Here is an 11,051-nt window from a genome sequence, read left to right on the forward strand (position 1 = left end):
GAGGCCCCACCTTCCGTGGAAGAAGGAGAGGGGCAAGGCCCCGAACTGGCCCCGCTTCTCCGGGCGGATGAGGGCGCGGGTGGGCCAGGGGTAGGTTGAGGAAGCGGGAGAGGGCGGAGGGGGATTTGGTTTTGCTGTGCTGGGGTCTTGCCTTGCCATGGCCTTGGAGGAGGAGGAAAAGCAGGGCTTTGAGGGAATCCCGGAGGTGGGGGCTTGGCAGGAGGGCCAGGATGCGCCAGAGTAGGGCTTGGGCTGCGGGGTTCATGCTACACGTCATCAGCCGGGAAACCGGCAGCCCCTTTCAAGTGGTCTCCCTGCATAAACCTGAAGCCGGAGCATAGGTGCGAGTTTTGAGCCACCCTATGGGAAGCTGGAAAGCCGGTTTAGGCCTTGCACCAGCCGGTTTTGCTGGAGGCCCTCCGAAACCTGAACCCCCAGATCCTCCAGCATTGGGAAGCGCTCCTAGAACCCATGCAACAGGTGCCCGAGGCCAGGCCCGAACCCTGGATGGTGGACCTCCTCCCGGAAAAGGACCTCCCCGCACTGGCAGTGGTGGCGGCGCGGGCCACCCACCTCCTTGCCGGGGACCTGCGCCGCTTCGGTTGCCCTATGGACCGGGAGGACCTGCCCCTAAGGCCGCCTTCATCCGCACGGTGCGGCCCTAGGGCAGGGGGTGCTCCAGGGCAAGCCGGCGCACGGCTTCCCGAAGGGCCTCGGAAGGCCCCTCGGTGAGGGCGCGGTCAATGAGCTCGGCCACCAGGGGCATCTCCTCCGGGGTGAAGCCCCTGGTGGTGATGGCGGGGGTGCCGAGGCGGATGCCGGAGGTCACCTTAGGGGGCTTGGGGTCAAAGGGGATGGCGTTCTTGTTCACGGTGATGCCCACCGCGTCCAGCCGCTCCTCCGCCTCCTTGCCCGTGAGGCCCTTGGGGCGGAGGTCCACCAGCATGAGGTGGTTGTCCGTGCCCCCGGTGACGATGCGGTAGCCCCTTTCCGCAAGCTCCTGGGCAAGCCGCTTCGCGTTTTCCACCACCAGGCGGCTGTACTCCTTGAACTCCGGCTGGAGGGCCTCAAAGAAGGCCACCGCCTTTCCGGCGATGACGTGCTCTAGGGGGCCGCCCTGGATGCCGGGGAAGATGAGCTTGTCTACCTTCTTCCCAAGCTCGGGATCGTTCCCCACGATGAGCCCGCCCCTCGGGCCCCTTAGGGTCTTGTGGGTGGTGCTGGTCACCACGTGGGCGTGGGGCACGGGGCTGGGGTGGAGGCCCGCGGCCACGAGCCCCGCGAAGTGGGCCATGTCCACCACCAGATAGGCCCCCACCTCGTCCGCGATCCGGCGGAAGGCCTCAAAGTCCCAGAAGCGGGGGTAGGCGCTGGCCCCGGCCACGATGACCTTGGGCCGGTGCTCTAGGGCCAGGCGGCGCACCGCCTCGAGGTCTATCCGCTCCGTCTCTGGATCCACCCCGTAGGAGACCACCTTGTAAAGCTTTCCGGAGAAGTTCACCTTGGCCCCGTGAGTGAGGTGGCCCCCCGAGGCCAGGTCCATGCCCATAAGGGTGTCCCCGGGCTCCATGAGGGCCATGTAGACGGCCATATTGGCCTGGGAACCAGAGTGGGGCTGGACGTTGGCCCAGGCCGCGCCGAAGAGGGCCTTGGCCCTGGCAATGGCCAGACCCTCCACCTGGTCTATGACCTCGCACCCCCCGTAGTAGCGGGCCCCGGGGTAGCCCTCAGCGTACTTGTTGGTGAGGACGCTCCCCACCGCCTCCCGGACCTCCTGGGAGACGAAGTTCTCGCTGGCGATGAGCTCTAGGCCCTCCCGCTGGCGCTTCTCCTCGAGGGCGATGAGCCGGAAGATCTCCTCGTCCCGCACCCTGGTCCCCAGCATGGGCGGATTATACTCCAGCCCAGGCCCCATCCGGTAAGCTTAGGGCATGAAAGGGAACGCCTTCACCTGGTTCAAGTGGGGGATTGGCCTCGCCGTTCTTATCCTGCTTCTCACCATTATCCTCATCAACTTCACCACGAGCCGCGACCTCCCCGAGCTGGTCCGGGTCCAGGTGGAGCGGTACGCGGTGTGCAGCTACTGGTTCTTCGGCTGGCACCTGGCCTCCACGGGGGCCTTCGCCTTCGCCTTCCTCCTCCTGGGCTTTCTGGGCGGGCTTGGCCTTGGGGTGTTCCTGGCGCGGCGCAGGGGCTAAAGGTTTTGAAAAGAAAGTTAGAGGATTTCCAGCGCCAGCTTCTCCCCTTCCTTGGGAACCCCGGCGGGGTAGTGTCCGTTGAAGCAGGCCAGGCACACGGGCCGGCCGATGGCCCTCAAAACCCCTTCTTCCGAGAGGAAGGCCAAGGAGTCCGCCCCGATGTAGGCCCGGATCTCCTCCACGCTCTTCTCCGCGGCGATGAGCTCCTTGCGGGCCGCGGTGTCTATGCCGTAGTAGCAGGGGAAGCGGATGGGGGGGCTACTCACCCGGAAGTGGACCGCAAGCGCCCCCGCCTCTTTCAGCATCCGTACGATCCTTCTGCTGGTGGTGCCCCGCACGATGGAGTCGTCTATGAGCACCACCCGCTTGCCCTTCACGGCGCCCGTGGGGGAAAGCTTGAGCCTAGTCTTCAGGTCGCGAAGCTCCTGGGTGGGCTGGATGAAGGTGCGGCCCGCGTAGGGGTTTTTGTAAAGCCCGAACTCCAGGGGCAGGCCCGAGGCCCGGGCGTAGCCCACCGCGGCCCCGATGCCCGAATCCGGCACGGGCACCACCATGTCGGCCTCCGCGGGGGCCTCGAGGAAAAGCTCCTCCCCCATCCTTACCCGGGCGGCGTAGGCCTCCACCCCGTCCAGGAGGCTATCCGGCCGGGCAAAATAAATCCACTCAAAGGCGCACGGGGTGGGGCTTGGAGGAAGGGCCTGGAGGCTTCTCAGCTCCCCCTCCTCCACCCAGACCACCTCCCCGGGGCGAACGTCCCTTAGGTACTCCGCCCCCATAAGGGCGAGGGCCGGGGGCTCGGAGGCGAAGGCATAGCCCCAAGGGGCCTTCCCGATGACCAGGGGGCGCACCCCGTGGGGGTCCCTCAGGGCCACCACCGTGCTCCGGTCCATGAGGAGGATGGAGTACCCCCCCTCTAAGAGGCGCATGGCCTCCGCCGCGGCCTCGGGCAGGGAAAGGTGGCCCATGCGGGCGAGGAGGAGGAGCATGACCTCGGTGTCCGTGGTGCTCTGGAAGGTGGCCCCCTCCTTTAGGAGGCGGTCCCGGAGGGGCTTGGCGTTCACGAAGTTCCCGTTATGGGCGATGGCCAAAACCCCCTGGACGGTGCGGGCGGTGAGGGGCTGGGCGTTGAAGCGCAGGTTGGAGCCTGTGGTGGAGTAGCGGGCGTGGGCGAGGCCCAAGCGGGCCCCGGGGAGGCGGAGGCGGGCGAGGCGTTCTTCCGTGAAGACCTGGTTCACCAGGCCTAAGTCCTTCTCCACCGCGAACTCCCGCCCGTCGGAGACCGCGATCCCCGCCGCCTCCTGCCCCCGGTGCTGGAGGGCAAGGAGGCCCAGGTGGAGAAGCCCCGCCGCGTCCAAGGGCTCCTTGCTCCAAAGCCCTAAAACCCCGCACTCCTCCTGGGGCTTATCCATCCAGCACCTCCCTTAGGGGCCTCTTCCAGGCCTCGAGGAGCTCCTCCACCCCCCACTCTAGCACCCCTTCCGGAGTCAGGACCGTGAGGGTCCTCCCCCCCGTCTCCCCCAGGACCCGGTACGGCAGGCCCTGGGCCTCGAGGCGGGCTGTGGCCTCGGGGAGCTTGGCCTTGGGAACGGTAAAGAGGATGCGGCTTGGAGCCTCACCGAAGAGGGCCTCTAAGCCCCTTTCCCTGACCTCTACCGTGGCCCCCACCCCGTGGGGGAAGGTCATCTCCGCAAGGGCCACCAAAAGCCCCCCTTCCGCCAGGTCGTGGGCGGTGTCCGTGAGGCCTTCCGCCACCAGGGCCCGGATGGCCGCCTGCACCGCCTTCTCCCGGACGAGGTCTATGGGCGGGGGGCTTCCCACCTCGAGGCCCTTCAGGACACAAAGGGCCTCGCTGGCGCCCAGATGCCCCCTTTCCTCCCCGAGGAGGAGGATCACCTCCCCCGCCCTCTTGAAGCCCAGGCTGGCCCGCCGGCGCACGTCCAAGACCCCCACCACCCCCACCATGGCCGTGGGGGGGATGCGCCGCCCCCCCGCCTCGTTGTAGAGGGAGACGTTCCCCGAGACCACGGGAAGGCCTAGGGCCAGGCTCGCCTCCTTCAGGCCGCGCACGGTCTCCCGAAGCTCGTGGTAGCCCTCCGGGGTCTCGGGGCTTCCCAGGTTGAGCCCGTCGGTGTAGGCCAGGGGCCTCGCCCCCACCACGGAGACGTTGCGGCTGGCCTCGGCCAGGGCGTGCACCGCCCCCAGGTAGGGGTCCAAAAGGCTATAGCGGGGGTTCTGGTCCACCTTGGCGGCCACGGCCAGGTGGGTGCCCTTGATCCAGAGCACGGCCGCATCCCCCTGGCCCGGTAGGAGGGCGGTGCGGGTGCCCACCTGGTGATCGTAACGCTCGTAGACCGCTTCCCGGCTTGCCAGGTTGGGGGAGGCGAGGAGCCGAAGGAGGGCTTCTTGGGGATCCACGTCCAGGGGGGGCACCGGGGCCTCGCGCCTCTTCCGGATCTCGGGGTCCTCCTGGGCGATGCGCACGTAGGTGGGGGCCTCGGCCAGGGCCTCCGTGGGCACCTCGGCCACCACCTCCCCCCGGAAGCGGACCCGGAAAAGGGGTTCGGGGATGGTGCGGGCGATGGGCACGCAGTCTAAGCCCCACTTGCGGAAGACCCCCTCCAGGGCCTCCTCCTTCCCCTCCTTGGGCACCAGGACCATGCGCTCCTGGCTTTCGGAAAGGAGAAGCTCTATGGGGCCCATCCCCTCCTCCCGGGTGGGGACCCGGTCCAGGAAGAGCTCCACCCCGAGGCCCGACTTGTGGGCGAGCTCCGCCAGGCTGCTGGTCAGCCCCGCGGCCCCCATGTCCTGCACGCCTTCCACCAGGTCGGCCTCTATGGCCTCGAGGGTGGCCTCCATGAGGAGCTTCCCCAAAAAGGGGTCCCCCACCTGGACCGCGGGCCGGTCTTTCTCCTTGTCCTCGGAAAGCTCCTCGCTGGCGAAGGCCGCCCCGCCGATCCCGTCCCGCCCCGTCTTGGCCCCGGCGTAGTAGATGGGCCGGCCCAAGGAAGCCCGGCTCCGCTTGAGCTTCTCCTCCCGCAGGAGGCCGATGCACATGGCGTTCACCAGGGGGTTTTCCCGGTAGCCTTCGTGGAAGTAGAGGTCCCCCCCCACGGTGGGCACCCCAATGGCGTTCCCGTAGAAGGCGATGCCCGAGACCACCCCCTTAAAGAGGTAGCGGCTTCTCGCCTCCCAAGGGGGGCCAAAGCGCAGGGAGTCCAATAGGGCGATGGGCCTGGCCCCCATGCTCATCACGTCCCGGATGATCCCCCCCACCCCCGTGGCCGCCCCCTGGAAGGGCTCCACCGCGGAGGGGTGGTTGTGGCTTTCTATCTTGAAGGCCACCGCCCATCCTTCCCCGATCCGCACCACCCCCGCGTTCTCCCCCGGGCCCTGGAGGACGGCCTCCCCCTCCTTGGGGAGCTCCTTTAGGAGAGGGCGGGAGTTCTTGTAGGCGCAGTGCTCGCTCCACATGACCCGGAAGAGGTGGAGCTCCACCGGGTTGGGCGCCCGGCCCAAGCGCTTTTGGATCTCCCGGTACTCCCCTTCGGGGATGCCGAGCTCGCGGGCCAAGGCCTCCATCACAGGAGCAGGGGGAGGAGCTCGCGGTGGTCCTTCACCTTGGCCGTGGGCTTCACCTCCCCATTCACCTCCTTCAGACCCACGTACTGGACCGCCCAGGGGTAGCCCGCCCCAAAGGCCCCCTTGATGTCCGTGTGGGGCAGGTCCCCCACGTGGAGGGCCTCCTCCGGAGCCACGCCCAGGGCCTCGAGGGCCGCCCGGAAGGCCTCGGGGCGGGGCTTCACGTAGCCTGTCTCGTCGGAAAAGCTATAGGCCTGGAAGAGGTCCAGCCCCTGCCGCTTGAGGTGCTCCCGAAGGAGCCTGCCCGGGGTGAGGCCGGTGTCGGAGACGATGGCTAAGGGGTACTTCCTGGCGAGCTCCTTGAGGGCAAAAACCCCCGGCAAGGGGGTGAGGTCCACCAGGAGGGAGCTCTCCTCCAGCCTCCTTGCGGTGAGGGCGATGAGGCCGGGGTCGTGGGGGGCGCCCAGGAGGGCGAAGATGCGGGCCACCCGGTCGTAGGTAGGCATGTGCTCCCCCGCCCGCCAGGCCTCCTCAAAGGCCAAGGCCGCCTGCCGGTAGGCCTCCCGCACCTCCCCCTCCTCCGCGGGGTGCCCGGCCTCGGAGAGGGCGTCCAGGAGAATCTCGTAGCGCGCGGGCATGACTTTCTCCAAAAACGCCGGTCCCTCGGTGAAGAGGGTGCCCCAGAAATCAAAGGTGATGGCTTTGGGTTTCATCTTCCCTCCTTCAGGCCCAGAAAGAGGGGCAGGCCATCCACCCCTCCCAGGATCTCGTCCACCGCCCGCTCGGGGTGGGGCATCATGCCGAGCACGTTCCCCCCCTCGTTTACAATGCCCGCGATGTCCAGAAGGCTTCCATTGGGATTATAGTCCGCCTCCCCCTGGAGGGGAGCGTAGCGGAAGAGGATGAGGCCCTCGCCCTCGAGGCGCCTCAAGGTCTCGGGGTCGGCGTAGTAGCGCCCCTCGGCGTGGGCAATGGGAAGCCTTAGGACCTGCCCCTTCTCGTAAAGCCGGGTGAAAGGGAGATCGTTCCGCTCCACCCGCACCCCCACAAAGCGGCAGGTGAAGTGGAGGTTGAGGTTGGCGAGGAGGGCCCCCGGAAGGAGCCCAGCCTCCGTGAGGATCTGGAAGCCGTTGCACACCCCGACCACGTACCGCCCCTCCCGAGCAAAACGCCGCACCTCCTCCATGATGGGGCTCTTGGCCGCCAGGGCCCCCGCCCTGAGGTAGTCCCCGTAGCTGAAGCCCCCGGGAAGGAAGACCCCGTCAAAGCCCCTCAGGTCCCGCTCGGTGTGCCAGACGAAGGCCGCCTCCACCCCCGCCTTCTCCAGGGCGAAGCGGGCATCCTCGTCGCAGTTGGAACCAGGGAAGCGGACGATGGCCCACCTCATAGGGGTTTCAAGGCCTCCAGCGTCCAGGTCTCCATGACCGGGTTGGCCAGGAGCCGGGCCATGGCCTCGGCCTTTTCCCGGGCCTCCTCCGCATCCCCCGCGGGGAAGACCACCTCCAAAACCTTCCCCACCCGCACCGCCTCCACTGCGTGGCCCAGGCCCTTCAGGACCCCCTCCACCGCCCGGCCCTGAGGGTCCAGGATGCCCTCCTTCAACTCTATAAGGATGGTCGCCTGGTAGCGCATCTTCACCCCAAAACCCGCCTCAGGACCTCCCGGTAAGCCTCCTCCACGCCCCCCAGGTCCTTGCGGAAACGGTCCTTGTCCATGGGTTCTCCCGTCTTCAGGTCCCAAAGCCGCATGGTGTCCGGGCTGATCTCGTCAGCGAGGAGGATCTCCCTCCCGTGACGGCCGAACTCCAGCTTGAAGTCTATGAGCTCGAGCCCCCGCTCCAGGAAAAAGGCCTTTAGGACCTCCCCCGCCTTCAGGGCCAGGCGGGAAAGGGTTTCCACCTCCTCTTCCGTGGCGAGCCCCAGGGTAAGCACCGCCTCCTTGCAGATCAAGGGGTCCCCCAGGGCGTCGTCCTTTAGGGAAAACTCCACCAGCGGGGCCTTAAGGGGGGCGCCCTCCTTAAGCCCATAGCGCCGGGCAAAGCTGCCCGCCGCCCGGTAACGGACGATGACCTCCAGGGGGATGATCTCCACCCGCTTCACCCGCATCTCCCGGTCGGAAAGCTCTTCCAGGAAATGGGTGGGGATGCCATAGGCCTCGAGGAGGCGGAAGAGGGCCGCGGAAACCTTGTTGTTCACCACCCCCTTGCCCGGGATCACCCCCCGCTTTTGGGCGTTAAAGGCCGTGGCCTCGTCCTTGAAGTAGACGCGGATGTGTTCCCCATCGGCGTAGAGGATCTTCGCCTTGCCCTCGTATAGCTTCTCCATGCCTACTCCTAGGCCTAAAGGGCCCTCTAAGGCCATTCTACCCTGCGCAAGGGAGGGATGAAGGGCCAAGCCCGCCGTGGCACAATGGATGGAGAGATGGCCCTAGCCCTCCAGCTATCCCATCCGGTGACGGAGGAAGAGCTTCGCCGCTTAAGCGAGCTCAACCCCGGCTACCAGCTGGAAAGGACGGCCGAAGGGAGGCTTTGGGTGAGCCCCACGGGTGGCCAAAGCGGAAGGCGGAGCCTACTGCTGGCCTACCAGCTGGCCCGCTGGAACGAGGAAACGGGACTGGGGGTGGTTTTTGACGCTTCCACAGGGTTCAGGATGCCGGACGGGTCCATCCTATCCCCCGATGCGGCGTGGCTAGCTCTAAAGCGGTGGGAGGGCCTTTCGGAAGCGGAAAAGGAGGGCTTTCCCCCTTTGGCCCCCGATGCGGCCTTTGAGGTCCGCTCCCCCTCCCAAAGCCCCGAGGAACTCCGGACCAAGATGGGCCTGTATCTCCGGAATGGGGTGCGCCTTGGGGTCCTGGTGGACCCCTACGCGCGCACCGTGGAGGTGTTCCGCCCCGGCCAAGAACCCCTACGGCTGGAAGACCCGGAGGCGGTCCCCCTGGACCCGGAACTGCCGGGCTTCCTCCTGCGGCCGAGGGCCCTCTGGTAAGGCCTGGAAGCTTCCTAAGCATGGGCCGGAGGAAAAGGGCCGGGGTAGCCTGGCAGCTGATCCAGCAGGCCTTTACCCATGGTGGGGATTTTTCAACGCCGAGGTGCTCAAAGCCCAAAGCGGGCGTAGATGGCGTCCACGTGGCGGAGGTAGTAGCCGGGGTCAAAGAGGGCGGCGAGGGCCTCGCCCTTTAGGGGGTTCTCCGGATCCCTTTCCAAAAGGTCCCGGAAGGGAAGGCCCTCTTCCCAGCTTTTCAGGGCGTTCCGCTGCACCAGGGCGTAGGCCTGGTCCCGGGGAAGCCCGTGGGCGATGAGGGCGTTCAGGACCCTTTGGGAGTAGACCAGGCCCCGGGTGAGGTCCAGGTTGGCCCGGATGCGGTCCTCAAAGACCACCAGGCCCTCCAGGATCCCCTTAAGCCGCCTAAGGGCGTAGTGGGCCAAGGTGGTGGCGTCCGGGAGGATCACCCTTTCCACAGAGGAGTGGGCGATGTCCCGCTCGTGCCAAAGGGCGATGTTCTCCAAGGTAGGCCCGAGGTAGCCCCGAAGGAGGCGGGCCATGCCGGTGAGGTTCTCCAGGCCCACGGGGTTTTTCTTGTGGGGCATGGAGGAGCTTCCCGTCTGCCCCTCCCGAAAGGGTTCTTGGGCCTCGAGGACCTCCGTGCGCTGGAGGTGGCGGAGCTCCACCGCCACCCGCTCCAGGTTCCCCCCAAGGAGGGCCAGGGCGCAAAGGGCCTCCGCGTGCCGGTCCCGGGGCACCACCTGGGTGGAGATGGGCTCCGGGACCAGGCCCAGCCTCTGGGCCACGTGGGCCTCCACCTCGGGGGGCACGTGGGCGTAGTTCCCCACCGACCCCGAGAGCATGGCCACCCCGATGGCCTCCCGGGCCCGCTTAAGCCTTTCCTCGTCCCGGAGGAAGGCGGCAAAGAAGGAGAGAAAGCGGAGGCCGAAGCTCGTGGGCTCCGCGTGCACCCCGTGGGTGCGGCCGATGGCCGGGGTCTTCCGGTAGCGGAGGGCAAGGGCCCTTAGGGCCTCCTCCACCCCCTTAAGCTCCTCCAGCACCAGGCCTAGGGCCTCCTTCAGGAGGTAGTTCTGGGCGGTGTCCACGATGTCCGAGCTGGTGAGGCCAAGGTGCAGGTAGCGGGCCACCTCCTCGTCCCCCGTCCACTCCACCAGGGCCCGGGTGAAGGCCACGAGGTCGTGCCGGGTGACCTCCTCAAGCTCCGCCACCCGCTTCGCAAAGCGCTCGTCCAGGGGCTTCTCCTCCAGGGCCTTTAGGAGCCTTGCCGCGGTGCCCTTAGGGACCTCCCCCAGGGCTTCCCAGGCCTCGAGGGCGTAGACCTCCACCAGGGCCCAGGTCCGGTAGCGGCCCACCTCGGACCAGAGGGATCGCATCTCCTCCGTTTGGTAGCGGGCGATCATGGTCCTTAGGCTATCACCTCTTCAGCGCGGCCCAGAAGCCTAAAAGGGCCCCCAGCCACCTGAGGGGCCTGAAGGGGAAGAGGCTTAGGAGGAGGGCGAGAAGCTCGGCTCGCCGCCCGGGGGGAAGGGCCCGCCAAGCCCGCCGGAGGCGCACCAGCTTAAGCAAGCGCCTAAAGCCCGGCATGCCCTCAGGATAGCGAGGCGGGCCGGAAGAGGAGAAGGGTGCGCTCCACTTCCCCTTCCAAAGGCTCCCCGCTCAGCAGGTCCTCCCCCCGAGGCAGCCGGAGCCTGGCCCCTTCGGGGGCGAAGAAGGCCCAAACCTCCTCCCCCCCAAGGCGCCGCCTGAAGGCCAGCACCCCTTTAGGAGCCTTTAGGGGAAGGAGGCCTCCTTGCCGCAAGGGGGGAAGGGCCTTCTTCAAGGCCACGAGCCTTTTGATGAAGGCGAGAAGCCCCTTGTCCCAAAGGCCCTCGTCCCAAGGAAAGGGGGCGCGGCAGTAGGGGTCGCCCCCCCACTCCTCGTAGGGGTTCGGCTGGGAGAGGCCCACCTCGTCCCCGTAATAGATCGCCGGGCTTCCCGGGAAGGCGAAAAGAAGGGCGTAGGCCAGCCTAAGCCGCTCCCCATCCCCCCGGAGCCGCCAAAGGGCCCGGGGGATGTCGTGGGAGGAGAGGAGGGTGTACATGCTCTGCCGAAGCCCTAAGGGCAGGGCGGCGTAGTGGTCGTAAAGCACCCTCCAAAGGGCCTCCACGTCCAAGGCCACGGGACGCCCCTGGTGGTCCCGGCCCGAAAGCCAGGCCATGACCGGGTGGGCGAAACCCGCGTAGTGCATGGCCCCGTCCAGGGTGTGGGCCCTTAGGGTGGGGACGGCATCGTA

At 67.5% G+C, this 11,051-nt stretch carries 12 protein-coding genes and 1 pseudogene; 2 read left to right on the forward strand and 11 right to left on the reverse strand.

All coding sequences use genetic code 11. The annotated features are described in order from the left end of the window. A pseudogene (locus WKI94_RS10330) lies at positions 1-184 on the reverse strand (transposase); the annotation flags it as partial. Between the two features lie 477 nt (positions 185-661). Further along, positions 662-1,885, reverse strand: coding sequence for a serine hydroxymethyltransferase (glyA, locus tag WKI94_RS10335; protein ID WP_337845654.1), 1,224 nt, complete (start codon positions 1,883-1,885; stop codon positions 662-664). A gap of 46 nt (positions 1,886-1,931) precedes the next feature. Here glyA and WKI94_RS10340 point away from each other — a divergent pair, with 46 nt between their 5' ends. Beyond that, positions 1,932-2,198: a hypothetical protein gene (locus WKI94_RS10340; protein ID WP_337845655.1), complete on the forward strand. Its 267-nt coding sequence runs from the start codon at positions 1,932-1,934 to the stop codon at positions 2,196-2,198. 17 nt (positions 2,199-2,215) lie between these two features. Here the strand turns inward: WKI94_RS10340 and purF are convergent, their stop codons facing one another. The 6 genes from purF to purC are packed head-to-tail and all read right to left on the reverse strand — an operon-like array spanning position 2,216 to position 8,101. Continuing rightward, positions 2,216-3,607 carry an amidophosphoribosyltransferase gene (gene purF, locus WKI94_RS10345; RefSeq protein WP_337845656.1) on the reverse strand — a complete coding sequence of 464 codons (1,392 nt, stop codon included), beginning with the start codon at positions 3,605-3,607 and terminating at the stop codon, positions 2,216-2,218. Next, entirely contained in the window at positions 3,600-5,777 is a 2,178-nt protein-coding gene (purL, locus tag WKI94_RS10350; protein ID WP_337845657.1) for a phosphoribosylformylglycinamidine synthase subunit PurL, read from the reverse strand. The genes purF and purL overlap by 8 nt, the downstream gene beginning before the upstream one ends. After that, complete coding sequence (locus WKI94_RS10355) at positions 5,777-6,490, reverse strand: HAD family hydrolase (protein WP_337845658.1); 714 nt, start codon at positions 6,488-6,490, stop codon at positions 5,777-5,779. Before WKI94_RS10355 ends, purL begins: the two co-directional genes overlap by 1 nt. Further along, positions 6,487-7,164 carry a phosphoribosylformylglycinamidine synthase subunit PurQ gene (gene purQ / locus WKI94_RS10360; protein ID WP_337845659.1) on the reverse strand — a complete coding sequence of 226 codons (678 nt, stop codon included), beginning with the start codon at positions 7,162-7,164 and terminating at the stop codon, positions 6,487-6,489. Before purQ ends, WKI94_RS10355 begins: the two co-directional genes overlap by 4 nt. Then, complete coding sequence (purS, locus tag WKI94_RS10365; protein WP_337845660.1) at positions 7,161-7,409, reverse strand: phosphoribosylformylglycinamidine synthase subunit PurS; 249 nt, start codon at positions 7,407-7,409, stop codon at positions 7,161-7,163. The genes purQ and purS overlap by 4 nt, the downstream gene beginning before the upstream one ends. 2 nt (positions 7,410-7,411) lie before the next feature. Next, the gene (gene purC / locus WKI94_RS10370; RefSeq protein WP_337845661.1) at positions 7,412-8,101 is read right to left on the reverse strand and encodes a phosphoribosylaminoimidazolesuccinocarboxamide synthase; all 690 of its coding nucleotides are present in this window, start codon (positions 8,099-8,101) and stop codon (positions 7,412-7,414) included. Positions 8,102-8,197: 96 nt separating this feature from the next. On the opposite strand from purC, the gene WKI94_RS10375 reads away from it, so the two are divergent. Beyond that, positions 8,198-8,761 carry a Uma2 family endonuclease gene (locus tag WKI94_RS10375; protein ID WP_337845662.1) on the forward strand — a complete coding sequence of 188 codons (564 nt, stop codon included), beginning with the start codon at positions 8,198-8,200 and terminating at the stop codon, positions 8,759-8,761. Between the two features lie 107 nt (positions 8,762-8,868). Here WKI94_RS10375 and purB read toward each other — a convergent pair whose 3' ends face one another. The 3 genes from purB to WKI94_RS10390 form a co-directional block, all read right to left on the reverse strand. Beyond that, positions 8,869-10,179: an adenylosuccinate lyase gene (purB, locus tag WKI94_RS10380; RefSeq protein ID WP_337845663.1), complete on the reverse strand. Its 1,311-nt coding sequence runs from the start codon at positions 10,177-10,179 to the stop codon at positions 8,869-8,871. Positions 10,180-10,192: 13 nt separating this feature from the next. Continuing rightward, the gene (locus WKI94_RS10385) at positions 10,193-10,363 is read right to left on the reverse strand and encodes a hypothetical protein (RefSeq protein ID WP_337845664.1); all 171 of its coding nucleotides are present in this window, start codon (positions 10,361-10,363) and stop codon (positions 10,193-10,195) included. Positions 10,364-10,367: 4 nt separating this feature from the next. Next, the coding region (locus WKI94_RS10390) for an alpha-amylase family glycosyl hydrolase (RefSeq protein WP_337845665.1) at positions 10,368-11,051 on the reverse strand (684 nt) is incomplete at its 5' end.

The sequence above is a fragment of the Thermus sp. genome (assembly GCF_037444525.1).
Classification (GTDB): domain Bacteria; phylum Deinococcota; class Deinococci; order Deinococcales; family Thermaceae; genus Thermus.

What these genes read in the sequence shown, in the direction of transcription:
- glyA (WP_337845654.1), bottom strand. Translation starts at nt 1,885, where the DNA reads ATGCTGGGGACCAGGGTGCGGGACGAGGAGATCTTCCGGCTCATCGCC.
- WKI94_RS10340 (WP_337845655.1), top strand. Translation starts at nt 1,932, where the DNA reads ATGAAAGGGAACGCCTTCACCTGGTTCAAGTGGGGGATTGGCCTCGCC.
- purF (WP_337845656.1), bottom strand. Translation starts at nt 3,607, where the DNA reads ATGGATAAGCCCCAGGAGGAGTGCGGGGTTTTAGGGCTTTGGAGCAAG.
- purL (WP_337845657.1), bottom strand. Translation starts at nt 5,777, where the DNA reads ATGGAGGCCTTGGCCCGCGAGCTCGGCATCCCCGAAGGGGAGTACCGG.
- WKI94_RS10355 (WP_337845658.1), bottom strand. Translation starts at nt 6,490, where the DNA reads ATGAAACCCAAAGCCATCACCTTTGATTTCTGGGGCACCCTCTTCACC.
- purQ (WP_337845659.1), bottom strand. Translation starts at nt 7,164, where the DNA reads ATGAGGTGGGCCATCGTCCGCTTCCCTGGTTCCAACTGCGACGAGGAT.
- purS (WP_337845660.1), bottom strand. Translation starts at nt 7,409, where the DNA reads ATGCGCTACCAGGCGACCATCCTTATAGAGTTGAAGGAGGGCATCCTG.
- purC (WP_337845661.1), bottom strand. Translation starts at nt 8,101, where the DNA reads ATGGAGAAGCTATACGAGGGCAAGGCGAAGATCCTCTACGCCGATGGG.
- WKI94_RS10375 (WP_337845662.1), top strand. Translation starts at nt 8,198, where the DNA reads ATGGCCCTAGCCCTCCAGCTATCCCATCCGGTGACGGAGGAAGAGCTT.
- purB (WP_337845663.1), bottom strand. Translation starts at nt 10,179, where the DNA reads ATGATCGCCCGCTACCAAACGGAGGAGATGCGATCCCTCTGGTCCGAG.
- WKI94_RS10385 (WP_337845664.1), bottom strand. Translation starts at nt 10,363, where the DNA reads ATGCCGGGCTTTAGGCGCTTGCTTAAGCTGGTGCGCCTCCGGCGGGCT.